Origin of the sequence: Frigoribacterium faeni (genome assembly GCF_007988805.1) — a bacterium.
In the GTDB taxonomy this organism is placed as follows: domain Bacteria; phylum Actinomycetota; class Actinomycetes; order Actinomycetales; family Microbacteriaceae; genus Frigoribacterium; species Frigoribacterium faeni.
Genome location: NZ_BJUV01000004.1, coordinates 1 through 21,977, shown reverse-complemented (window position 1 = coordinate 21,977; position 21,977 = coordinate 1). Strand labels below are relative to the sequence as shown.

Annotated in this window: 21 protein-coding genes and 1 tRNA gene; 11 read left to right on the top strand and 11 right to left on the bottom strand. The window is 71.4% G+C overall.

Annotated elements, in window-relative coordinates:
- Window positions 1–82: 82 nt before the first annotated feature.
- The 3 genes from FFA01_RS02795 to FFA01_RS02785 all read left to right on the top strand — a co-directional run bounded on the left by FFA01_RS02795 (window position 83) and on the right by FFA01_RS02785 (window position 3,353).
- A complete protein-coding gene (locus FFA01_RS02795) occupies window positions 83–910 on the top strand; it encodes a DUF1684 domain-containing protein (RefSeq protein ID WP_146852781.1) in 828 nt (275 codons plus the stop codon).
- Between the two features lie 106 nt (window positions 911–1,016).
- Entirely contained in the window at window positions 1,017–2,666 is a 1,650-nt protein-coding gene (locus FFA01_RS02790) for a bifunctional 3'-5' exonuclease/DNA polymerase (RefSeq protein ID WP_146852779.1), read from the top strand.
- Window positions 2,667–2,861: 195 nt separating this feature from the next.
- A complete protein-coding gene (locus FFA01_RS02785; RefSeq protein ID WP_146853015.1) occupies window positions 2,862–3,353 on the top strand; it encodes a DUF3145 domain-containing protein in 492 nt (163 codons plus the stop codon).
- 73 nt (window positions 3,354–3,426) lie between these two features.
- Here the strand turns inward: FFA01_RS02785 and FFA01_RS02780 are convergent, their stop codons facing one another.
- The 6 genes from FFA01_RS02780 to aceE all read right to left on the bottom strand — a co-directional run bounded on the left by FFA01_RS02780 (window position 3,427) and on the right by aceE (window position 11,151).
- Window positions 3,427–4,665, bottom strand: coding sequence for a beta-ketoacyl-[acyl-carrier-protein] synthase family protein (locus FFA01_RS02780; protein WP_146852777.1), 1,239 nt, complete (start codon window positions 4,663–4,665; stop codon window positions 3,427–3,429).
- 114 nt (window positions 4,666–4,779) lie between these two features.
- Window positions 4,780–5,028: an acyl carrier protein gene (locus tag FFA01_RS02775; RefSeq protein WP_055797067.1), complete on the bottom strand. Its 249-nt coding sequence runs from the start codon at window positions 5,026–5,028 to the stop codon at window positions 4,780–4,782.
- Window positions 5,029–5,107: 79 nt separating this feature from the next.
- Window positions 5,108–6,118 carry a beta-ketoacyl-ACP synthase III gene (locus tag FFA01_RS02770; RefSeq protein WP_146852775.1) on the bottom strand — a complete coding sequence of 337 codons (1,011 nt, stop codon included), beginning with the start codon at window positions 6,116–6,118 and terminating at the stop codon, window positions 5,108–5,110.
- Window positions 6,115–7,035 carry an ACP S-malonyltransferase gene (locus FFA01_RS02765; RefSeq protein WP_146852773.1) on the bottom strand — a complete coding sequence of 307 codons (921 nt, stop codon included), beginning with the start codon at window positions 7,033–7,035 and terminating at the stop codon, window positions 6,115–6,117. The genes FFA01_RS02770 and FFA01_RS02765 overlap by 4 nt, the downstream gene beginning before the upstream one ends.
- Before the next feature lie 110 nt (window positions 7,036–7,145).
- Window positions 7,146–8,369, bottom strand: a complete 1,224-nt coding sequence (locus FFA01_RS02760; RefSeq protein WP_146852771.1) for a PucR family transcriptional regulator — start codon at window positions 8,367–8,369, stop codon at window positions 7,146–7,148.
- Between the two features lie 37 nt (window positions 8,370–8,406).
- Window positions 8,407–11,151 (bottom strand): pyruvate dehydrogenase (acetyl-transferring), homodimeric type, encoded by a 2,745-nt coding sequence (gene aceE, locus FFA01_RS02755; RefSeq protein WP_146852769.1) that lies wholly within the window; start codon window positions 11,149–11,151, stop codon window positions 8,407–8,409.
- Window positions 11,152–11,406: 255 nt separating this feature from the next.
- Between aceE and FFA01_RS02750 the strand changes: the two genes are divergently transcribed.
- Both FFA01_RS02750 and FFA01_RS02745 read left to right on the top strand, forming a co-directional pair.
- Window positions 11,407–11,880 (top strand): peroxiredoxin, encoded by a 474-nt coding sequence (locus FFA01_RS02750; RefSeq protein WP_146852767.1) that lies wholly within the window; start codon window positions 11,407–11,409, stop codon window positions 11,878–11,880.
- 80 nt (window positions 11,881–11,960) lie between these two features.
- Window positions 11,961–12,033: transfer RNA gene (locus tag FFA01_RS02745), tRNA-Val, on the top strand.
- A 17-nt stretch (window positions 12,034–12,050) separates the two neighbouring features.
- On the opposite strand, the gene FFA01_RS02740 is transcribed toward FFA01_RS02745, so the two are convergent.
- Window positions 12,051–12,728, bottom strand: a complete 678-nt coding sequence (locus FFA01_RS02740) for an NUDIX domain-containing protein (protein ID WP_146852765.1) — start codon at window positions 12,726–12,728, stop codon at window positions 12,051–12,053.
- 60 nt (window positions 12,729–12,788) lie between these two features.
- Here FFA01_RS02740 and FFA01_RS02735 point away from each other — a divergent pair, with 60 nt between their 5' ends.
- Together FFA01_RS02735 and FFA01_RS02730 are read left to right on the top strand one after the other, a co-directional pair.
- The gene (locus FFA01_RS02735; protein ID WP_146852763.1) at window positions 12,789–13,664 is read left to right on the top strand and encodes a hypothetical protein; all 876 of its coding nucleotides are present in this window, start codon (window positions 12,789–12,791) and stop codon (window positions 13,662–13,664) included.
- Window positions 13,665–13,738: 74 nt separating this feature from the next.
- A complete protein-coding gene (locus FFA01_RS02730; protein ID WP_244289670.1) occupies window positions 13,739–14,698 on the top strand; it encodes an alpha/beta hydrolase fold domain-containing protein in 960 nt (319 codons plus the stop codon).
- 59 nt (window positions 14,699–14,757) lie between these two features.
- Here FFA01_RS02730 and FFA01_RS02725 read toward each other — a convergent pair whose 3' ends face one another.
- Both FFA01_RS02725 and cls read right to left on the bottom strand, forming a co-directional pair.
- Complete coding sequence (locus FFA01_RS02725) at window positions 14,758–15,162, bottom strand: tautomerase family protein (RefSeq protein ID WP_146852759.1); 405 nt, start codon at window positions 15,160–15,162, stop codon at window positions 14,758–14,760.
- 103 nt (window positions 15,163–15,265) lie between these two features.
- The gene (cls, locus tag FFA01_RS02720; protein ID WP_146852757.1) at window positions 15,266–16,735 is read right to left on the bottom strand and encodes a cardiolipin synthase; all 1,470 of its coding nucleotides are present in this window, start codon (window positions 16,733–16,735) and stop codon (window positions 15,266–15,268) included.
- A gap of 156 nt (window positions 16,736–16,891) precedes the next feature.
- Between cls and FFA01_RS02715 the strand changes: the two genes are divergently transcribed.
- Together FFA01_RS02715 and FFA01_RS02710 are read left to right on the top strand one after the other, a co-directional pair.
- Window positions 16,892–17,563, top strand: coding sequence for a TetR/AcrR family transcriptional regulator (locus tag FFA01_RS02715; protein ID WP_167627261.1), 672 nt, complete (start codon window positions 16,892–16,894; stop codon window positions 17,561–17,563).
- A gap of 7 nt (window positions 17,564–17,570) precedes the next feature.
- Window positions 17,571–19,307 (top strand): MDR family MFS transporter, encoded by a 1,737-nt coding sequence (locus FFA01_RS02710; RefSeq protein ID WP_146852753.1) that lies wholly within the window; start codon window positions 17,571–17,573, stop codon window positions 19,305–19,307.
- Window positions 19,308–19,399: 92 nt separating this feature from the next.
- On the opposite strand, the gene FFA01_RS02705 is transcribed toward FFA01_RS02710, so the two are convergent.
- Window positions 19,400–20,302: a LysR family transcriptional regulator ArgP gene (locus FFA01_RS02705; protein WP_146852751.1), complete on the bottom strand. Its 903-nt coding sequence runs from the start codon at window positions 20,300–20,302 to the stop codon at window positions 19,400–19,402.
- Window positions 20,303–20,371: 69 nt separating this feature from the next.
- Between FFA01_RS02705 and FFA01_RS02700 the strand changes: the two genes are divergently transcribed.
- Together FFA01_RS02700 and FFA01_RS02695 are read left to right on the top strand one after the other, a co-directional pair.
- Complete coding sequence (locus tag FFA01_RS02700; RefSeq protein ID WP_244289669.1) at window positions 20,372–21,010, top strand: LysE/ArgO family amino acid transporter; 639 nt, start codon at window positions 20,372–20,374, stop codon at window positions 21,008–21,010.
- A 72-nt stretch (window positions 21,011–21,082) separates the two neighbouring features.
- A complete protein-coding gene (locus FFA01_RS02695) occupies window positions 21,083–21,655 on the top strand; it encodes a YdeI/OmpD-associated family protein (protein WP_146852747.1) in 573 nt (190 codons plus the stop codon).
- A 50-nt stretch (window positions 21,656–21,705) separates the two neighbouring features.
- Here FFA01_RS02695 and FFA01_RS15835 read toward each other — a convergent pair.
- On the bottom strand, window positions 21,706–21,977 hold a 272-nt coding region (locus FFA01_RS15835; protein WP_167627260.1), incomplete at its 5' end, for a Pr6Pr family membrane protein.

The following is a 21,977-nucleotide window of genomic DNA, read 5'->3' as shown; positions in this document are numbered from 1 at the left end:
CTCCTCAGCGATCCGTCGGCGCGACCAGTCGGCGCGACTCGTCCGACCCGCCCGTGACCGCGCCACCCGAGAGGACCCCGGCATGACCGACACCACTGCGAGCGACGAGCTCGACCGCTTCCACGCCCTGCGTCACGACCGCGTCGCCGGGCCGACCGGGCCGTTGGCACTGGTCAACACGCAGTGGGTCGACGGCGAGCAGCCGATCTGGGGCGTCCCGGGCCTCTGGGGTCCCACACCGGTCGGCGTCTCCGGCCTCCGCGTCACGGCGACGCCCTCCGACGGCATCGTGGTCGACGGCGATCCCGTCGACGGGTCGGTGCTCGTCGCGGGCGACGACGCGATGACGCCGAGCTCCATCCGCTTCGCCGACGGTCGGAGCGGCACGATCATCGCCAACGACGACCACACGTCGTACGCCCTGCGGGTGTGGGACGCCCGCTCGGAGGCCATCGAGGCCTTCGGCTCGATCGACGCGTTCCCCTACGATCCGAGCTGGGTCGTCTCGGCGGAGTTCGTGCCGACCGCCCCCGGCACGCAGGTCGACATCCGCCACCAGAACGATCTCGACCTCAGTCGCCCGAAGCCCCTGCCGGGACTGATCCGGTTCCGCCGCGACGGGGTCGACTACGAGCTCGCGGCGTTCCCGAGCGGCGATCGCGATCGACTCCAGCTCGTCTTCGGCGACACGACGAACGGCGACAGCACCTACTCGGTGGGGCGGTTCCTGTTCCCCACGCCCGGCTCCGACGGCACGATCGAGCTCGACTTCAACCGGGCGGTGCTGCCTCCGTGCGCCTTCTCGTACAACTTCAACTGCCCGATCCCGCCCGCGCAGAACCGTCTGTCCGTGCCCGTCGAGGCGGGGGAGAAGAACGTGCTCGATCGGGACGGCGCCCTGCTGCACTGAGCGGGCCGGAGCCGAGCGACCGCGGAGGCACGGCGTCGACGCGGCGGGCCCGCGCGAGGCCGGGCGACCGTCCTCCGGTGTCGGTCGCCGGTGGCATGATCGTCTGGTGTTCATCGTCCTCCGTCGTCTGCCCGACGGCGGGGCCGAGCTCACCCCCGTGGGCCGGCCCCAGCCCGGGACGGCTCCGGTGGTGGGCGAGTCCGTCGTCGTGGACGAGGCCGATCTGGCGATGGCCGTCGCCACGCGCGAGGTCGAGACGTCGCCGCGCTGGGTGTGGGACGACACCCGGCGGTGGTACCCGCGCCTCCTCGGCCTCGGGGTCCGCGTCGCCCGCTGCGTCGACCTGCGCCTCTGCCACGCGCTCCTGCGCGGCTCGGAGGCGACCGTGGGCAGCGAGCTGCACGGCGCGGCCGCCGGCCCCTACGACGTCGCGCAGGCCGGCGTCGACGACGTGGCCGGGCTGTTCGAGGTGGTGCCGGAGTCCCTCCCCGACCCGGTCGGCGAGTTCCTGCGGCAGCGACGGGCCATCGAGTCGAGCCCCGGTCGGGGCGGGCTCGAGCTCCTCACGACGGCCGAGTCGACGGGTGCGCTCGTCGCCTGCGAGATGCATCACCGGGGCATCCCGTGGTCCGCGACCGTCCACGATCGCCTGCTGACCGAGGCGCTCGGCCCGCGGCCCGCCCGCGGCGGGGAGCGTCCCGTCCGGATGCGCGACGACGTCGACGAGATCCGCGCGGCGCTCGGGGCCCCCGACCTCAACCCCGACTCGCCCGCCGACCTGCTCAAGGTGCTGCAGCGCGCGGGGTTGGGCGTCGCCTCGACGAGCAAGTGGGAGCTCCGACGGCACGAGCACCCCGTGGTCGAGCCGCTGCTGCGGTACAAACGGCGCCAGCGCCTCCTCGTCGCGAACGGCTGGGCCTGGCTCGACGCGTGGGTGCGGCAGGGCCGGTTCCGACCCGACTACGTTCCCGGCGGCGTCGTCACCGGGCGATGGGCCACGAGCGGAGGAGGCGCGCTGCAGCTCCCGAAGGCGGTCCGCGCCGCCGTCGTGGCCGATCCCGGATGGACCCTCGTGGTGGCCGACGCCTCGCAGCTCGAGCCGCGCATCCTGACGGGGCTCTCGCGCGACGTCGCGATGGCCGCGGCGGGGGACGGCGACCTCTACGAGGGCATCGTCGCGAGCGGTGCCGTGGCCACCCGGGCCGAGGCCAAGGTGGCCATGCTGGGCGCGATGTACGGCGCCACGCAGGGTGAGAGCGGCCGCCTCGTGCCGCGCCTCGCGCGGCGGTTCCCGAAGGCGATGGAGTACGTCGAGGCCGCGGCCCGGACGGGCGAGGCCGGGGGAGTCGTGAGCACCCTCCTCGGCCGCAGCTCGCCGAGACCGGGCGAGGCGGTCGCCGCCGACCTCCCGCCCGAGATGGATCGCGGCCCGGTCGGTCGGGACGCACGGGCCTGGGGCCGGTTCACGCGCAACTTCGTCGTGCAGGGCACGGCGGCCGAGTGGGCGCTGTGCTGGATGGGCGCCACCCGCGCGGCCCTGCACGAGCGGTTCGCCGGGCGCGGCGAGGGCGCCCCGCACCTGGTGTTCTTCCTGCACGACGAGATCGTGGTGCACAGTCCGGCGGACGTCGCCGACGAGGTGGTCGCGATCGTCGAGCAGAGCGCTGTGGCGGCCGGGCGGCTGCTCTTCGGCGAGGCCCCGGTGCGGTTCCCGGTGACGGTGGCGGTCGTCGACGACTACTCCCAGGCGAAGTAGCTCGCCCGACGGTCGGCACCGCGGACCATTGGCAGGAGTTACACAGTTGTGATGCGGCCGGTCCGTCTGCGATGATTCAGGCAGCGGACCCGTCCGCGCATAATTTCAGACAGCACGAGAAGCCACCGTTTCACTCGTTCACCAGGTCGATGGGGAAGTCGCACCTAACCGAATGGAGGAATCGTGGCTGCTGCAATGGCTCGGGGAGTGCTCTATGTGCACTCGTCCCCTCGTGCACTGTGCCCACACGTCGAGTGGGCTGTCGGTCGTGCCCTCGGGCACGCCGTCAACTTCGCCTGGGTCGACCAGCCCGTCCTCGGCGGTTCCCAGCGGACCGAGTTCTCGTGGCAGGGCGAGGAGGGCGCGGGGGCGCGCATCGCGTCGGCCCTCCGCGGCTGGGAGCACCTCCGCTACGAGGTGACGGAGGATCCCGACGCCGGCCACGACGGAGGTCGGTGGATGCACACGCCCGACCTCGGCGTCTTCTTCGCGCAGACCGACACCGTGGGCAACACGGTCGTCCCGGAGGATCGCATCCGGTACGCGATGGAGATCGCCGGTTCGAACGCACTCGAGCTGCACCGTGAGCTGCGTCTCGCCCTCGGCCAGGCCTGGGACGACGAGCTCGAGCCGTTCCGCTACAGCGGCGAGGGCAACCCGGTGGTCTGGCTCCACAAGGTCGGCTGACCGGACGGCCGCGACGCCGGGAGACGAGGAGGCGCGGGTCGGGTGATCACCCGACCCGCGCCTCCTTCGTGGTTCAGACGGAGCGGAATCCGACGACGGCGTTGTGGCCGCCGAAGCCGAACGAGTTGCTGAGGGCCACGATCTCGCCCTCGGGCAGCGCGCGGGGCTCTCCGACGACGACGTCCATGTCGATCTCGTCGTCCATCTGGGTGACGTTGATCGTCGGGGGAGCGACGCGTTCGTGCAGGGCCTTCACCGTGAAGAGCGCCTCGATGCCGCCGGCACCGCCGAGCAGGTGCCCGGTCGCGGCCTTGGTCGCCGAGACGACGAGCTTCGGGGTGTGCTCGCCGAAGACGCGCTTCATGGCGTGGTACTCGGCGATGTCGCCCACCGGGGTGCTGGTCGCGTGCGCGTTGACGTGCACGACCTGGTCGCGGTCCACGCCCGCGTTCTCGAGGGTCGCGATGACGGCGCGGGCGGCCCCGTTGCCCTCGGGGTCGGGAGCGGTGATGTGGTACGAGTCGCTCGTGACCGCTCCGCCGATCAGCTCGGCGTAGATGCGTGCGCCGCGGGCGAGCGCGTGCTCCTCGGTCTCGAGGACGAGCGCCGCGCCTCCTTCGGCCAGCACGAAGCCGTCACGGGTGACGTCGTAGGGCCGCGAGGCGGTGGCGGGGTCGTCGTTGCGCTTGGACAGGGCCTGCATGGCGGCGAACGAGGCGAGCGGCATCGGGTGGATGGCGGCCTCGGAGCCGCCGGCGATGGCGATGTCGGCGAGTCCGGACTGCAGGTGGTCGTAGGCCATCGCGATCGACTCGGTGCTCGAGGCGCAGGCCGACACGACGGTGCGGGCTCCGGCGCGGGCGCCGAGGGTCATCGAGATGGCGGCGGCGGGACCGTTCGGCATGAGCATGGGCACGGTCATCGGCAGGACGCGGCGCGGACCCTTCTCGCGGAGCGTGTCCCAGGCGTCGAGCAGGGTCCATACACCGCCGATGCCGGTGGCCCAGTCGACGATGAAGCGCTCGGGGACGACCTCGGGGGCGCCGGCGTCGGCCCAGGCCTCGCGGGCGGCGGTGAGGGCGAACTGGCTCGAGGGGTCGAGGCGCTTGGTCTCGCGGCGGTCGAGCACGTCGGCGGAGGGCACGCGGGCCTGTCCGGCGATGGTGACGGGCAGTTCGTATTTGGCCACCCAGTCCTGCTCGAGGGTGGTGATGCCGGACTGCCCGGCGAGCAGGTTCTGCCAGCTCTCGGTGGCGGTACCGCCGAGCGGGGTGGTGGCACCCAGGCCGGTGACGACGATCTTCTTGGTCATGACGATTCTCCTGAAGGGGCGACGGCCCGGTCGGGTCGGTGACCCGGGAGCCGGACGGCACCGTGGACGTGTGCGCCCGGTCGGCCCTCGCGGGCACGACCGGGCAGCTGACGTCTAGTCCTGTGCCTTGGTGATGAAGGTGACGGCGTCGCCGACGGTCTTGAGGTTCTTGACCTCTTCGTCGGGGATCTTGACGTCGAACTTCTCTTCGGCGTTGACGACGATGGTCATCATCGAGATCGAGTCGATGTCGAGGTCGTCGGTGAACGACTTGCCCATCTCGACCGTGTCGGTCGCGATGCCGGTCTCGTCGTTGATGAGCTCGGCCAGGCCGGCGAGGACTTCTTCGGTGGACAGTGCCATGGTGTTGTTCTCCTTGAGGGGGTGTCGGTTGACCGGGGTAAAGCCTATACAGGCCGAGGGGGTGGGGCGAGGCGGCGCGCTACGGGAGCACGACGACCTGGGCGCCGAAGACGAGTCCGGCGCCGAAGCCGATCTGCAGGGCGAGCCCTCCGCTGAGCTCAGGGTTCTCCTCGAGCAGGCGGTGGGTGGCCAGGGGGATGCTCGCCGCCGACGTGTTGCCGGTGGTCGCGATGTCGCGGCCGATCACGACCGACTCGGGCAGCCGCAGCTGCTTGGCGAACTCGTCGATGATGCGCATGTTGGCCTGGTGCGGCACGAACGCCGCGAGCTGGTCGGGCGTGACGCCCGCGCGCTCGAGAGCGAGCTTGGCGACCTTGACCATCTCCCAGACGGCCCAGCGGAAGACGGTCTGGCCCTCCTGGCGGAGGGTCGGCCAGGCGACGTCGCCGGCGCCCTCGCGGTACTCGACCATCGTGCTGGTCATGCCGATGGCGTCCCACTTCGAGCCGTCGGAACCCCAGACGGTCGGGCCGATGCCCGCACTGTCTGCGGGGCCGACGATCGCGGCGCCGGCGCCGTCGGCGAGGAGGAACGAGATGGTGCGGTCGGTCGGGTCGATGATGTCGCTGAGCTTCTCGGCTCCGACGACGAGCACGTACTCGGCGAGCCCCGACTTCACGAAGGAGTCGGCCTGGGCGATGCCGTAGGTGAATCCGGCGCAAGCGGCCGAGATGTCGTAGGCGGCGGCCGGGTTCGCGCCGACGCGCTCGGCGAGCAGGGAGGCGACCGAGGGGGTGGCGACGCCTCCGCCGATGGTCGAGACGAGGACGGCGCCGATCTGGTCGGGGCGGATGCCGGACTTCTCGATGGCCTCCTTCGCGGCGGTCTCGGCGAGGTCGACGACCTTGACGTCCTTCCCGGCGCGACGCCGGGTGATGACGCCGGTACGCTGCTGGATCCACTCGTCGGAGGAGTTGATCGGCTCGATGATGTCGGCGTTCGGGACGACGTTCTCGCCTCGGGCGGCGCCGAGCGCGTAGATCCGGGTGAACTGCGCGCCCGTGTTCTGGTTGAGCTGGGGGGTGGTCATGCTGCTCCCTCGATGAGGTCGACGGCGGCCTGGAGGTCGTCGGGTGTCGTGACGGCGACCGAGGGGACGCCCCTCAGCGCACGCTTGGCGAGGCCGGTCAGGGCGCCGGCCGGCGCGAGCTCGATCAGTCCGGTGACGCCGGCGGCCGAGAACGACTCCATGGTGGCGTCCCAGCGGACCGGCGACGAGACCTGGCCGACGAGCAGATCGACGAAGCGTCCTCCGTCGGCCACGACCGTGCCGTCGTGGTTGGTCCACAGCGTCAGGTCGGGATCCGCGGCCGGGACGGCCGACGCCGCGGTCCGCAGGCGTTCGACCGCGGACTGCATGTACCGCGTGTGGAAGGCGCCGGCGACCTGGAGGGGGATGACCCGGGCCCTGGCGGGCGGCGTCTCGGCGAGTGCCGCGAGGGCGGCGAGCTCGCCCGCGACGACGATCTGGCCGCCGCCGTTGTGGTTGGCGGGCGAGAGGCCCAGCTCGTCGAGCCGCGCGAGCAGCTCGGCCTCGTCGCCTCCGAGGACGGCGCTCATGCCGGTCTCGACCAGGGAGGCGGCGTCGGCCATGGCGCGTCCGCGCTCGGCGACGAGGGCCACCGCGTCGGTGTCGCTCAGCACGTGGGCGACGGCCGCGGCGGTGAACTCGCCGACGGAGTGGCCGGCGACGCCGGCGACCTTCGCACGGTCGACGCGGGAGAAGAGCGCGTGGGAGGTGAGGATGCCGGCCGCCACGATGAGCGGCTGCGCGACGGCGGTGTCGCGGATGGTGTCGGCGTCGGACGTGGTTCCGTGGGCGACGAGGTCGACCCCTGCAGCGTCGGAGAGCGACGCGAGGCGGTCGGCGAGCTGGGGGTCGGCCAGCCACGGTTCGAGGAATCCGGGTTTCTGGGAGCCCTGACCGGGCGCTACGACAACGATCACTGATCCATCATGCCGCGCATGCGCCTCTGTCCGGTGTAGCAACTCGACCAAAGATCCGGTCGAGGCTTGTCGGTTGTCTCAACCGCGGAGCCGAGGAGGTGCGGGCCGGGTCAACGACGACGACCCACCTGGCCGTCGTGGTCGGCGATCGAACCGAGGATCAGCGCCGACTGCAGGATGAGCGCTTCGCGGGCTCCGGTGGCGTCCCAGCCGATGACGTCCGAGACGCGTTTGAGGCGGTAGCGCACCGTGTTGGGGTGCACGAACAGCTCGCGTGCCGTCGCCTCGAGCGAGCGGCCGTTGTCGAGGTAGCACCAGAGGGTCGTGAGCAGCTCGGTGGAGTGGTTCTTGAGTGGCTTGTAGACCCGGTTGACGAGGGTCGAGCGGGCGACGGGGTCGCCGGCGAGGGCCCGCTCGGGCAAGAGGTCGTCGGCGAGGGCGGGGCGCGGCGCGTTGCGCCACGACCGGGCGACGGCGAAGCCGGCCAGTGCGGCCTTGGCGCTCTTGGACGCGTCGACGAGGCTCGGCACCTCGTGCCCGAGGACGAGGTGCCCGTCGCCGAAGCCGGGCTCGAGGGCCTTCGCGATGTCGGTGAAGGTCGGTCGTGGAGCGGTGCCGGCTCCGCTCGCGCCGGTCGTCGGGGTGGCGTCGTCGGCGGCCTGCTCGGCACGGCCGATCACGAGGACGAGCCGACTGCCCTGCACGCCGATGAGCACGTCGGCGCTGAGGTGGCGGGCGGTGCGCCGGAGCGTGTCGACGTCGAGCATGCGGGGCGCCGTGCCGACGAGGACGGAGACCTCGCCGTGGCCGTGCCAGCCGAGGGCGGCGATGCGGCTGGGCAGTTCGTCGTCGTACTCGCCGCTGAGGATGGAGTCGACGACGAGCGCCTCGAGTCGGGCGTCCCAGAGGCCCCGGGCCTCGGCCGCCCTGGCGTAGACGTCCGCCGAGGCGAAGGCGATCTCGCGCGAGTAGAGCAGGATCGCCTCGCGGAGCGAGTCGTCGCCGTCTTTGACGCGCTCCTCGACGACCTCGACGGTGACGCGGATGAGCTGGAGGGTCTGTTGCAGGCTCACGGAGCGGAGGAGCTCGCGGGGCGCCGCGCCGAACACGTCGGCGGCGATCCACGGGGTCGACCGGGGGTCGTCGAACCAGCTGATGAACGAGGTGATCCCGGCCTGCGCGACGAGACCGACGGCGGAGCGCCGCCCCGGGGGCATGTCGCCGTACCAGGGCAGCGTCTCCTCGAGCCGCTTGATGGTCGCCGTCGAGAGTTCCCCGGAGACCGTCCGCAGCCACGCGAGCGTGCGCTCTTTCGTGGCCGCGGACGGTTCCATCGGCGAGGCCGGGACCCGCTCAGCACTCACGACGGGGTCAGCTCTCCCCGCCGGCGGAGCCGCTGGTGCCGGCCGTGACGTCGTGGAGCTGGTACCGGTCGATGGCCTGCTGCACGACACCGGGGTCGACGTCGCCGCGGCGGGCGAGGGCCTGCAGCGTGCGCACGACGACGGACGGGCCGTCGATCTTGAAGAACCGGCGGGCGGCGGCGCGGGTGTCCGAGAATCCGAAGCCGTCGGCGCCGAGCGTCAGGTAGTCGCCGGGCACGTACTCGCGGATCTGATCCGGCACGGCCGCCATGAAGTCGCTCGTGGCGATGAAGGGACCCTCGGCGCCGCGGAGCTTCTCGGTGACGTAGGGCGTGCGCTGCTCGGCACCGGGGTTGAGGAAGTTGAACTCCTCGGCCTGGAGGCCGTCGCGGCGCAGCTCGTTCCACGAGGTGACGCTCCACACGTCGGCGGCCACGTTCCAGTCGTCGGCGAGCAGCTGCTGGGCCTCGAGGGCCCACGGCACCCCGACGCCCGAGGCGAGCAGCTGGGCGCGGGGGCCCAGGTTCTCGGCGCTCTTGAGCTTGTAGATGCCGCGGACGATGCCGTCGACGTCGACCTCGGCGGGCTCGGCGGGCTGCTGCATCGGCTCGTTGTAGACCGTCAGGTAGTACATGACGTTCGGGTCGGCGTGGGTGGGTGCGCCGTTCTCGTCGGTGCCGTACATGCGGTCCATGCCCGACTTGACGATGTGCCCGAGCTCGTAGCCGTACGCCGGGTCGTACGAGACGACGGCGGGGTTGGTCGAGGCGAGCAGGAGCGAGTGCCCGTCGGCGTGCTGGAGGCCCTCGCCGGTGAGCGTGGTGCGACCGGCGGTGGCGCCGATGATGAACCCACGGGCCATCTGGTCGCCGGCGGCCCACATGGCGTCGCCGGTGCGCTGGAACCCGAACATCGAGTAGAAGACGTAGACCGGGATGAGCGGCTCGCCCTGCGTCGAGTACGAGGTGCCGACGGCGGTGAAGGCCGCGAACGCGCCGGCCTCGTTGATGCCGACGTGCAGCAGCTGGCCTTGGGGGCTCTCCTTGTACGCCAGGAGAAGCTCGCGGTCGACCGAGGTGTAGTGCTGACCGTTCGGGTTGTAGATCTTGGACGTCGGGAAGTAGGCGTCCATGCCGAAGGTGCGCGCCTCGTCGGGGATGATCGGCACGATGCGGTGGCCGAAGTCCTTCGAGCGGAGGAGGTCCTTCAGGAGGCGGGCGAACGCCATGGTGGTGGCGACCTCCTGCTTGCCGGAGCCCTTCTTGACGACGTCGTACGACGTCGACTCGGGCACCGAGACCTGGGTGTACTTCGAGCGGCGCTCGGGCACGTAGCCGCCGAGCGCGCGGCGGCGCTCGTGCAGGTACTGGATGGCCTCGTCGTCGTTGCCGGGGTGGTAGTACGGCGGCAGGTAGGGGTTCTCGTCGAGCTGGGCGTCGGAGACGGGGATGCGCATCTCGTCGCGGAACTGCTTGAGGTTGTCGAGCGTCAGCTTCTTCATCTGGTGGGTCGCGTTGCGGCCCTCGAACGACGGGCCGAGGCCGTAGCCCTTGACCGTCTTCGCCAGGATGACGGTGGGCTGGCCCTTGTGCTCGGCGGCCGCCTTGAACGCGGCGTACACCTTGCGGTAGTCGTGGCCGCCGCGCTTGAGGTTCCAGACGTCGTCGTCGCTGTAGTCCTTGACGAGCTCGAGGGCGCGCGGGTCGCGGCCGAAGAAGTTCTCGCGGACATAGGCGCCGTTCTCGGCCTTATAGGTCTGGAAGTCGCCGTCGGGCGTCGTGTTCATCAGGTTGAGCAGCGCGCCCTCGGTGTCGTTGGCGAGCAGGGTGTCCCACTCGCGGCCCCAGACGACCTTGATGACGTTCCAGCCCGCGCCGCGGAAGAACGACTCGAGCTCCTGGATGATCTTGCCGTTGCCGCGGACGGGTCCGTCGAGGCGCTGCAGGTTGCAGTTGATGACGAAGTTCAGGTTGTCGAGACCCTCGTTGGCCGCGACCTGGAGCTGACCGCGGCTCTCGACCTCGTCCATCTCGCCGTCGCCGAGGAACGCCCAGACCTGCTGATCGGAGGCGTCCTTGATGCCGCGGTTGGTGAGGTACTTGGCGTTCTGGGCCTGGTAGATGGCGTTGATCGGCCCGAGACCCATCGACACCGTCGGGAACTGCCAGAACGACGGCATGAGGCGCGGGTGCGGGTACGAGCTGAGCCCGCCCGACGCGTGCGACTTCTCCTGTCGGAACCCGTCGAGCTGGTCGGTGCCGAGACGGCCCTCGAGGTAGGCGCGGGCGTACATGCCGGGGGAGGCGTGGCCCTGGAAGAAGATCTGGTCTCCGCCGCCGGAGTGGTCCTGGCCGCGGAAGAAGTGGTTGTAGCCGACCTCGTAGAGGGCGGCCGACGAGGCGTACGTCGAGATGTGTCCGCCGACGGAGACGCCGGGGCGCTGGGCGCGGTGCACCGTGATCGCGGCGTTCCAGCGGATCCAGCGGCGGTAGCGCCGCTCGAGCTCCTCGTCGCCGGGGAACTCTGGTTCGTCTTCGGGGGCGATGGTGTTGACGTAGTCCGTCTTCGGGACCATCGGCACGCCGAGGTGCAGCTCACTCGATCGAGTGAGCAGGCTCTTCATGATCTCGCGAGCCCGCTCGTGCCCCTGGGCCGCCACGAGGGAGTCGAGCGACTCCCGCCATTCGGCGGTCTCTTCGGGATCGCGATCGGTCGTGTCGACCGTGTACGGGTCCTGGTCGTTTACCGTCACCCTTGACCTCAATCAATCTCGTGGTGTTGATAGCACCGTGTGTGGGTCGCACCCTGTGTGGTGGACAGACAGATGCCAGGTCTCACGCGCCCGGGTTCCGAGCGAGACTCCACCTGACCACACGAGTCTAGTGACCATCACCGACAGAGGCTCGGCGCGCCCTGGGAGAACGCGCTTGCGGCGGGTCGTGTGCGGCGTAGTATCACTGATCGTGTTTGTCGCCGGCCGCCCGGGCCGACGCGGAAGGATCGCACCATGGCACTGGAGAACGACATCCAGGCTCCCGACTTCGATTTGCCGAACCAGTTCGGAGAGCACATCCGGCTCTCGGACTTCCGTGGCGTCAAGCCCGTGGCGCTGGTCTTCTTCCCCCTCGCGTTCTCGAGCACCTGCACGAAGGAGCTCTGCACCCTGCGCGACAACCTCGCGATGTTCCAGGACCACCGTGTCGAGCTGCTCGTCGTCTCGGTCGACTCCAAGGCCACGCTGCGCGCCTTCGCCGAGGAGAAGGGCTACGACTTCACGCTGCTCGCGGACTTCTGGCCGCACGGCGAGGTGTCGAAGGAGTACGGCGTGTTCCTCGAGCACAAGGGCTTCGCGACGCGGGCCACGTTCCTGATCGACATCGACGGCGTCATCCGCGAGCACTTCGTCACCGAGCCCGGCCAGGCCCGCTCGCTCGACGACTACCGCGCCTCCCTCGACGCCCTGGTGCCCGTCACGGTCTGAGGCGACCTCGACAGGGAGGCGCGACCCGCGCCTCCTGAACCGCTAGCCTTGTCACGACCCGCCCGGTCCATCCGGCGCAGGGGCCTTTAGCTCAGTTGGTAGAGCGCCACGTTTACACCGTGGATGTCATCGGTTCGAGCCCGGTAGGGCCCACAGACGAACCGATGCGGTCATGGGAGCGGGCTCCGGCCGGCCACGACACCCTGCAGCGCCGCCCACTGGAGCAGCATGATCGTCTTGCCGTCGACGATCCGTCCGTCGGCGATCATCGAGAGCGCCTCGGTGAACGGGAGTTCGAGGATCTCGATGTCCTCGCCCTCGTCGGCGACACCGCCGCCCACTCCGGTCCGGTCGACGGGGGAGTAGGCGGCCGCGAAGAAGTGCAGGCGCTCGGTGACCGAGCCCGGGCTCATGTACGCGTCGAAGACGTGGGTCAGCGCGCCGACCTCGACCCCGAGCTCCTCGCCGGCCTCCCGGCGGATCGCGGTCTCGGGGTCGTCCTCGTCGAGCAGACCCGCGGCGGCCTCGACGAGCATCCCGTCGGGGTGGTCGTTGACGTAGGCGGGGAACCGGAACTGCCGGGTGAGCAGGACGGTCCGGCGCTCGGGGTCGTACAGGAGGATCGTCGCGCCGTTGCCTCGGTCGTACGTCTCCCGCTGCTGGGTCGACCACCGCCCGTCGCTCCCGCGCACGTCGAAGGTCGTGCGGCGGAGGACGTGCCAGCCGTCCGAGGTGACCTCGACGTCGCGGACGACGACGTCGGGGTTCCGGTCGAGCTCCCGGCCCGTCCGGTCGAGGCCGGTCCGGCCGCGGGAATCGGGCAGGGAGGCTCCTCGCGAGTCGGTCATCCCTCGACCGTAACGCGCCGATGGGCCAGGATGGGGCCAGGACGTCGGCAGGGGGCTGGAATGGACGGACGAGCACGGACGCCGGGCGACGGCGCGGAGGTCGAGAGCGCGGAGGTCGAGAGCGCGGCGGCCGAGCGCACGAAGACGACCGGTCGGGGCGTCGGCGTCGCGGTCGCCCTGACCTTGCCGGTCGCCCTCGTCGTGGCGTGGATCGTCCAGCTGTCGGCCATGCTGTCGAGCGAGTTCGGGCCGACCGAGGAGCGGACGGGCGGGCTCGGCCTCACCGTGTGGCTCGTCGTCGGCGCGGCGATCGGCGTCGGGGTGCCGCTGGCCGTGCTCATCGGGCAGGTGCGCGCCCGGCGCCGCGACCCGTCGCTCTCCGGCGTGGCCCTCGTCGCGGCCACCCTGGTGCTCGTGGTCGGACTCGCGACCTGCGGACTCGTCGTCGTCGTGCAGATCTCCGCGGCGACGGCGGACCTGTACCGGACGGCGCAGCCGCCGACCGCGGCAGAGCAGCGGTACACGGGCGACGAGGCGGGCGTCGAGCTGCGCGCCCTCGGCGACGACACCGTCCGAGCGCTCGGCGGCGACCCGGACGAGGGCTTCGGCAACGACGGCTCGAACGGCCGGGCGTGGAGCGAGGAGTGCCTCCTCGACAACGACGATCCCGGGGTCGTGTGGAACTACTGGTACCACGCGGACAGCCTCGTCGACGCGTCCGGCGACCCCCTGCTGCCGGACGGGGTCGACGTGCTGCCGGGCACGCGCACCGACCTCGACGGCGTGCGCGAGCTCTGGTCGGGCGAGGGGATCGGGGCCGAGCAGGACCAGGTCGACTTCGAGCAGGTCGTCCCCGTCGTCGACTGGCTCGAGCGGTGGTCGTACGTGCGGGCCGGCCCGACGGTCGACATCACGACGATCTGCCTGGTGCCATGACGGTCGGGGCCGGTCCGGCACGAGGGGGACCGATCGGCGCGCCCGTGGGACGGAGCCGGGGTATCATCGCCGCCGTGACCACGCGCCTGCCTCGAGTCCTCTCCCGCACCTCCCTGGACGCCGTCCGGGTGCCCCTCGCCGCGCGGCTCGTCCTTCCGCGGGCGGCGGTCCCGGTGTTCCTGCGGGCGACGGGGGCGAACCGGACCTTCGTCAGCGAGGCCGGGGCGCGTCGGCGCATCCGACGGGCGTCTCTCCGGCCGGCACCCTACGGCCCGCCCGCCGCCCTCCGCGACGACGTCCGCGTCGACGTCGAGCAGCGCGGCGGCTGGCCCGTCTACACGATCACGCGGCGCGACGGCGCCTCGCGCGGCACCGTCGTCTACGCGCACGGCGGCGGCTGGGTCGGCGAGATCGTGTCGCAGCACTGGCACCTCGTCGCGCAGCTCGCCGCCGAGGCCCGCACGACGGTGGTCCTGCCGATCTACCCCCTGGTCCCGTACGGCACGGCCGAGGAGGCGCGGGTCGGTATCCTCGACCTGGTCGCCTCGGCGGACGGCCCGGTCGCCCTCGCGGGGGACTCGGCCGGCGGTCAGATCGTGCTGTCGGCCGCCCTGTCGCTGCGGGACGCGGGCGTCGTCGTCGCACGCACGGTGCTGATCGCCCCCGCGCTCGACCTGACCTGGGACAACCCCCGCATCCCCGAGGTGCAGCCGACCGATCCATGGCTCGGGACGCCCGGCGGACGCGTGCTCGCCGAGCACTGGAGGGGCGACCTCGACCTGCGCGATCCCGTCGTCAGCCCCCTGTTCGGCGAGTTCGCGGGACTCGGCCCGGTGACGGTGTTCACGGGGACGCGGGACGTCCTCAACCCCGACGCGCACCTCCTTCGCGACCGCGCCGCCGAGGCCGGCGTCGAGCTCGAGTGGCACGAGGGCGAGGGCGACGTGCACGCCTACCCGTTGCTGCCCACCCGATCGGGTCGCGCCGCCCGCGCGCAGATCGTCCGCACCCTCCGTCGCTCGCTCGCGACCTGAGCCCGGCGGTCGATAGTCGGTCTCGGCCGACGTCGTCGAGCCGCCGGGGCCGGGACGCCTCAGCTGCCCGGCTTGGCCAGTTCGCCCGTCACGTACTGAGCGCGTCCGAAGCCGAACGACCAGTCGACCGGGGTGTTCTCGACGAAGCCGATGACGAGGTCCTCGCCGGCGACGCCGACCTCGGCGAGGCCCGAGGCGAGAGCGGCGAAGAACGCCTGCTTCTCGTCGGTGGTGCGACCCGCCTGGGTGAAGATCTGGATGACGACGACCTGCTCGGAGCGCTCGATGCCGAGCCCGACGTCGAGGGCCGTCAGCCGGCCGACGGGGTGCTCGGTGACGATCTGGAAGCGGTCGCGCTCGGGGAGGCCGTAGACCTCGACGAGCGTGGCCATCAGCGTGTCGCCGATGGCGGCGATCTGCTCGTCGGTGCGGCCTTCGACGAGATCGATGCGGATGAGCGGCATGGGAGTCCTTTCCGGCGGGGCGGGGCGAGGGGCGTCGCCCCGGGACATCATGCGCCCGTCGACCTCCGGGCGTCCGGGGAGCCTCGTCGGGGTGCGCGCGGCGTCACTGCACGGCGGCCGTCAGCCTCGCCACGTTGTCGAGGATCTGGAGTCCGGCCGGTCGCGACAGCCAGGCCGCGAGGGTGACCTCGTGCGAGCGCGAACGGTAGTCGTTCTCGATCAGGCGCACCTGGTCGACGAACCGCGACCCGCGGACCATCAGCGACACCTCGAAGTTGAGGCTGAACGAGCGCATGTCCATGTTGCTCGAGCCGATCACGGCCACGTCGTCGTCGACGGTGAAGTGCTTGGAGTGGAGCACCGTCGGCTTCTCGTAGAGGAAGATCCGCACGCCCGAGCGCAGCAGGGTCTCGTAGTACGAGCGCTGGGCGTGATAGACGAGGAACTGGTCGGCGACCTCGCACGCGAACAGCTGCACGTCGACCCCGCGTTCGGCCGCGGTCGTGATGGCGTAGAGCATGGAGTCGTCGGGCACGAAGTAGGGGCTGGCGATGATCAACCGCTCCTGCGCCCCGTAGACCAGGGCGTTGAACAGTCGCAGGTTGTTCTCGCCGTCGAACCCGGGCCCGCTCGGCACGACCTGGCACTCGAGGGCGTCCTCTCCGCTGCGCTGCTCGATCAGCGGCTCGGCTTCGGCGTCCGTCGGCAGCTCGTCCGTCTCGCTGTACCAGTCGGTGATGAAGAGGGCGTTCAGACCGATTGCCGCCGGCCCGTCGAGGCGGACCATGAGGTCCTTCCACTGCAGTCCGCGACGCATGTTGCCGCGCTTGTTGTAGCTCGGGTCGGTCATGTTCTGCGACCCCGTGAACGCGACGTCGCCGTCGACCACGACGATCTTGCGGTGGTTGCGCAGATCGGGCCGGCGCCACATGCCCTGGGTGGGGTGGAACGGCAGCATCTCCTCGAAGCGGATGCCCGAGTCGCGGAGCCACTGCCGGGTGACGCGGCCCTGGGGGTTGCGGATGGTCGCCCAGTGGTCGTAGAGCACGCGCACCTTGACGCCGCGGTCGTGCGCCCGCTTGAGGGCGTCGAAGAAGAGGAAGGTCGATTCGTCGCGCGTGAAGATGTAGAACTCGACGTGGACGTAGCGGGTGGCGGCGTCGACCGCCTCGGTCATGGCGGCGATCGACCCGGCGTAGTCGGGCAGCAGGGCGGCCGTGTTGCCGGGGATGAGGGGCATGGCGCCGAGGGTGCGGTTCAGCTGCACCACGGTGCCGAACCAGGGGGGCTGGGTGACCGTGGCGGCCCGGTTGTCGAGGCCCTGGGTGTTCTCGAGGATGAGGTCGTTGATCTCGCGCTGCTTGTCGCGACGGTCCTGCGGCAGCTTCGACGATCCGAGCAGCCCGAAGAGGATGCTGCCGGGGATGGGCGCGACGAAGATCGCCATCAGCCACGCCATCGCCGAGCTGGGGCGGCGGTTGCGGGGCACCGCCACGACGGCCACCACCCTGATGAGGATGTCGACCACGAGGACGACGGTGGGGAAGGCCTTGAGGATCCTGCGCCAGGTCATGGGTCGATCCTGGCAGGGCCGACCGACCTGCGTCCGCGGCGGTCGACGATTCGATCTTGCACTCTGGTCCGAATGGTGCAATTATGCATCTCGGGCAACCGCCCGCGGCGACGTCGCCGACCACCACGGACGCGACGATCGAGCAGGAGGCGCGCGATGACCGGCACCGCCGCGCACGACACCGAGACGGTCGGCAGGGCCCAGCTCCGACGCCTCCGCGTCCGCGCCGATCTCGTCGCCGAGGCCCGGCGGCTCACGGCCGACGTGGGGCTGGCGGGCTTCACGCTCGACCAGCTGTGCTCGACCGTCGGCATCTCCCGACGCACGTTCTTCAACCACTTCGCCTCGAAGGACCACGTCGTGATGGGCGTCTCGCTCGACGACGACGAGGACGACGCCCTCGAGAGGTATGCGTCGTCGCGTCGCGACCCGCGCCTCCCGCCGCTGTCGACCGTCTTCGACGACCTCTCGGTGCTGGTGGTGCTGCGCATCGAGCAGATCGGTCTGACCCGCGAGCGGGCGACCGCGTTCCAGAAGGCGCTCGAGCGCGAGCCCCGGCTGTTCGGCGCGATCCTCCGCGAGGGCGGCGAGCAGAAGCGGCGCATCCTCGCGGCCGTCGCCCGACACGAGGGACTCGCCCCCGACGACGTCCGGGTCGACACGGCGGTCACGCTCGCGACGGCCCTCGTCCAGCGGGCCGTCGAGCAGTTCTTCTTCGAGATCGACGATCCGGCCGCCCGCTTCGACGACGTGCTCGCGCGCTGGTTCGACCAGGCCCGCACGCTCTTCTCCCCACCGACCACCGACACCGACCGAGAGGCCCGCTGACACCGCCATGACCACGTCGACCACCACCACGAAGGGCGATGCGCCGTTCCTCCTCACCAAGAGGCGGATCTGGATCATCTTCGGCGCCCTCATCTCGGGCATGCTCCTGTCGAGCCTCGACCAGACGATCGTCTCGACGGCCATGCCGACCATCGTCGGCGAGCTCGGCGGGGTCGAGCACCAGGCGTGGATCACCACGGCCTACCTCCTCGCGACGACGATCGTCATGCCGATCTACGGCAAGTTCGGCGACGTGCTCGGCCGACGGAACCTGTTCCTGGCCGCCATCGCGATCTTCACGCTCGCCAGCATCGGCTGCGCCTTCGCGGACGACTTCTGGATGTTCGTGGTCTTCCGCGCGATCCAGGGCCTCGGCGGCGGCGGGCTCATGATCCTGTCTCAGGCGATCATCGCCGACATCGTGCCCGCCTCCGAGCGCGGCAAGTACCTCGGCCCGCTCGGCGCCGTGTTCGGCCTGTCGGCCATCGGCGGACCGCTGCTCGGCGGGTTCTTCGTCGACCACCTCACCTGGCAGTGGGCGTTCTACATCAACATCCCCGTCGGCGTCGCCGCGTTCGTCATCGCCTGGATGGCGCTGACCCTGCCGAGCAAGAAGGCCACCAAGAGGATCGACGTGCTGGGCGTGGTGCTCCTCTCGGCGGCCACCACGTGCCTCATCTTCTTCACCGAGTTCGGCGGTCAGGCCGACCACGGCTGGGGTGCGGGCGAGACCTGGGTCTGGGGTGCGGGCGTGCTCGTGGCCGTCGGTCTCTTCGTCGTCGTCGAGTCCCGTGCCGAGGACCCGATCATCCCGCTGTCGTTCTTCCGCAACAAGGTGTTCGTCCTCGCGACGGGGATCGGCTTCGTGCTGGGCATCGGCATGTTCTCGGCCATCGCCTTCGTGCCGACGTTCCTGCAGATGTCGTCGGGCGCCTCCGCGGCGGTGTCGGGGCTGCTGCTGGTGCCCATGATGGTCGGTCTGATCGGGACCTCGATCCTGTCGGGGAACCTGATCTCGAAGACCGGCCGATACCGGGTCTTCCCGATCGTCGGGACGATCCTCACCGGCATCGCGATGCTCCTCTTCACCACGCTGACCGCCGACACGCCCCTGTGGCTGATCTGCGTGTTCCTGTTCGTGTTCGGCGCGGGGCTCGGCCTGATCATGCAGGTGGTCGTGCTCGTCGTGCAGAACTCCGTCGACGCCGCGAACGTCGGCACGGCGACCAGCACCAACAACTACTTCCGCGAGGTGGGAGCCGCCCTCGGCGTGGCCGTGTTCGGCGCCATGTTCACGAGTCGTCTCACCGAGAACCTGACGACGGTGTTCCGGGACGCGGGCGCGTCGGCCGGCGACGCGGCGTCGGCCACGGCGACGCTCGACCCGGCGACGCTCAACCAGCTGCCCGAGGCGATCCGTCGTCTGGTCGTCGAGGCGTACGCGGACTCGCTCGCCCCGGTGTTCCTCTACCTCGTGCCGTTCATCGCCGTCGCCCTGGTGCTCGCGATCTTCCTGCCGCAGATCGCGTTGAGCGACGTGGCCGGCATGGTCGCCCGCGGCGAGGCCGTGTCGGGCGCCGAGGCGGACGAGCTCGAGGCCGCCGCCCGCGGTCGGGCGACCTCGGTCGCGAGCGAGTCGGCCACGGCGGGCGCGGTGGCGTCCGGCGCCCCGGTGGCGCCCCCGGCCCGGGACGAGCCCGACGCCCGCTCCACGCCGGACTCCGGTTCCGGCGCGAACCGGTAGCCCGAGGGTCCGACCGCCACGACAGGCCGCCCACCGTCTCGGTGGGCGGCCTGTCGCGCGTGGCGGGTGCGGCGGGCGTGGCGGGTGCGATGTCAGGGGCGCTGGTGAAGCGCCGTCCGGGCGGTGGTCCGCACGGACTCGGTCAGGGCGTCGAGCGCGGGGGAGCCGAGGGTCCAGCGCTGCCAGAACAGGGCGACGTCGACCGGGCGGTCCGGCGCGAGCTCGACCAGTCCGCCCGCGTCGATCTCGGGCATCGCCTGCGCCTCGGGCAGCATGCCCCAGCCCAGCCCCAGGACGGCCGCGCGTGCGAAGTCGGCGGACGCGGGCACGTGGTGGCGCGGCGAGCGGGGGTCGTACCCGACCGCCGACCGGACGAAGTCGTGCTGCAGCTCGTCCGTCCGATCGAAGACGAGCATCGGGGCTCCGTCGAGGCGCGAGACGTCGGCGACGCCGCCGAGCCAACGGTCGCGGTAGCCGGGGCTGGCCACGGCGCGGTAGCGCATCGTGCCCAGCGCCTCCGAGCTGCAGCCCTGCACGGCCTCCCGCGTCGAGGTGACGGCCGCGAGCACGTCCCCCGATCGCAGCAGCGCGGCGGTGTGCTGCTGGTCGGCTCGACGGAGGTCGAAGACCACCGGGAGCTGCGGCGGCATCCCGGCCAGCGCCTCCAGGAACCACGTCGCCGACGAGTCGGCGTTGACCGCGATCGCGAGCGTGGTGGGGCTCGCCGAGGGTTCGGCCCCGCCCAGCTCGGAGAGGGCCTCGGCCGCGAGCAGGTCGACCTGTCGGGCGTAGCGCAGCACCACGTCGCCGGCCGCCGTCGGGGCGACCGGCGTGGACCGCCGGAGCAGGACCTGCCCCGACGCCCTCTCGAGCTGCTTGATGCGCTGCGACACCGCCGACTGCGTCATGTGCAGACGGCGGGCCGCCGCCTCGAAGCCGCCTTCGTCGACGACCGCCCGCAGCGTGTCGAGCTGATCCATGGTGAAGCGGGTCATAAGCAGAGCTTATGCGGCATCGCGATCATGACCTGGAGGAATGGCCCACCGGGCCTTAGCGTCGTCGACGTGCAGCTCACCTCCGTCCTCCCCACCGCCCTCGTCGGCTTCGGCACGAGTCTCGCCCTCATCGTCGCCATCGGCGCCCAGAACGCCTACGTGCTCCGGGTCGGGCTGACCGGCGTGACCCGGATCGTCGTGCCCGTGGTCGTGGTCTGCGCCGTCAGCGACGCGCTGCTGATCAGCGCCGGGGTCGCCGGCGTCGGCGCCCTGGTCACGGCCCTGCCGGAGGTCGTCGTGGTGGTGCGGCTGGTGGGTGCGGCGTTCCTCCTGGCCTACGGGGCGTTCGCCGCGAAGCGCGCGATCCGCCCGGTGGGGGTGCTCGTCGTGGACGGTTCCGCCGTGGCTCCGACCGTGAGCGTCCGCTCGGCCGTCCTCACCGCTCTGGCTTTCACCTGGCTCAATCCGCACACGTATCTCGACACGATCGTGTTCCTCGGCTCGGTGGCGAACCAGCATGCGGGCGACCTGCGCTGGTGGTTCGCCGGGGGAGCGGTGCTCGGCAGCGTCGTCTGGTTCTCCGCGCTGGGTCTGGGCTCGCGCCTCCTGCGTCCGGTGTTCGCGAGGCCCCTCGCCTGGCGGGTGCTCGACGGGATCATCGCGGTGGTGATGGCCCTGCTCGGCCTGCGGCTGCTGCTCGGCGCGTAGCCGCGCGGCATCGCTCCGGCTCGTCTCCCGAGCGCCGCCGCCTGACCTCGGCCCGGTCGCTACAGTGCTGCCATGGTCAGCTTCGCGGACAAGCCCGTGCTCGACGTCACCGTCGACGAGTGGCGCGAGTACCTCGAGGGCGAGCCCGACGCGGGCGGCGTCCGGCTCACCCTGCGGAAGGTGCGCTCGACGGCACCGGGCATGACGTGGTCCGAGGCCCTCGACGTGGCGCTCTGTCACGGCTGGATCGACGGCCAGGGCAGCAGGCTCGACGACGACCACATGCTGACCGCGTTCCAGCCCCGCCGGAGGAACAGCCCCTGGTCGCAGATCAACCGCGAGCACGTCGCCCGGCTGATCGACGAGGGGCGGATGACACCCGCGGGTCAGGCGGAGGTCGACCGCGCCAAGGCCGACGGCCGGTGGGACGCCGCTTACCGGCAGAAGGACGCCGTCGCCCCCGACGACCTCCAGGCCGCGCTCGACGCCGACCCCGCGGCGAGCGCGTACTTCGCGTCCCTGACGAAGACGGAGCGGTTCCGCGTGTTCTTCCGCCTCGCCGCGCTGAAGCGGCCCGAGAACCGGGCGGCCCGGATCCGCGACGTGGTGGTGGCGGCCGCCCGCGGTGAGCAGCACTACCGCTGAGCGCGCCGCTCCCCAGCCGGGGGCACCGGGCCGAGGAGGCGCGGGTCGCGTCAGCGCCCTGAGCGAGCCTTCCCCAGTCGGGCGCTGAGTCGCGCCAGCCCGAGCAGGGCGAACGCCAGCACGGCGAGCGCGAGGATCAGCGCTCCGAGGTAGAGCGCGACCCCGCCGTAGCCGCCCTGCACCGCCGGGTCGAAGAACGGGTAGGGGTAGAAGCCGATCACCGCGCCGCGGACGAGGGAGTAGACGCTGTACACGACCGGCACGATCAGGCCGATCGTCCCGGCGGCCCACGGCAGGCGGCGTCCGACGGGCAGCACGAGCC

Bases quoted from the DNA above. Each gene is read 5' to 3' on its own strand.
- FFA01_RS02795 (WP_146852781.1), top strand. From the start codon at position 83: ATGACCGACACCACTGCGAGCGACGAGCTCGACCGCTTCCACGCCCTG.
- FFA01_RS02785 (WP_146853015.1), top strand. From the start codon at position 2,862: ATGGCTCGGGGAGTGCTCTATGTGCACTCGTCCCCTCGTGCACTGTGC.
- FFA01_RS02780 (WP_146852777.1), bottom strand. From the start codon at position 4,665: ATGACCAAGAAGATCGTCGTCACCGGCCTGGGTGCCACCACCCCGCTC.
- FFA01_RS02775 (WP_055797067.1), bottom strand. From the start codon at position 5,028: ATGGCACTGTCCACCGAAGAAGTCCTCGCCGGCCTGGCCGAGCTCATC.
- FFA01_RS02770 (WP_146852775.1), bottom strand. From the start codon at position 6,118: ATGACCACCCCCCAGCTCAACCAGAACACGGGCGCGCAGTTCACCCGG.
- FFA01_RS02760 (WP_146852771.1), bottom strand. From the start codon at position 8,369: ATGGAACCGTCCGCGGCCACGAAAGAGCGCACGCTCGCGTGGCTGCGG.
- FFA01_RS02750 (WP_146852767.1), top strand. From the start codon at position 11,407: ATGGCACTGGAGAACGACATCCAGGCTCCCGACTTCGATTTGCCGAAC.
- FFA01_RS02740 (WP_146852765.1), bottom strand. From the start codon at position 12,728: ATGACCGACTCGCGAGGAGCCTCCCTGCCCGATTCCCGCGGCCGGACC.
- FFA01_RS02735 (WP_146852763.1), top strand. From the start codon at position 12,789: ATGGACGGACGAGCACGGACGCCGGGCGACGGCGCGGAGGTCGAGAGC.
- FFA01_RS02725 (WP_146852759.1), bottom strand. From the start codon at position 15,162: ATGCCGCTCATCCGCATCGATCTCGTCGAAGGCCGCACCGACGAGCAG.
- cls (WP_146852757.1), bottom strand. From the start codon at position 16,735: ATGACCTGGCGCAGGATCCTCAAGGCCTTCCCCACCGTCGTCCTCGTG.
- FFA01_RS02715 (WP_167627261.1), top strand. From the start codon at position 16,892: ATGACCGGCACCGCCGCGCACGACACCGAGACGGTCGGCAGGGCCCAG.
- FFA01_RS02710 (WP_146852753.1), top strand. From the start codon at position 17,571: ATGACCACGTCGACCACCACCACGAAGGGCGATGCGCCGTTCCTCCTC.
- FFA01_RS02705 (WP_146852751.1), bottom strand. From the start codon at position 20,302: ATGACCCGCTTCACCATGGATCAGCTCGACACGCTGCGGGCGGTCGTC.
- FFA01_RS02695 (WP_146852747.1), top strand. From the start codon at position 21,083: ATGGTCAGCTTCGCGGACAAGCCCGTGCTCGACGTCACCGTCGACGAG.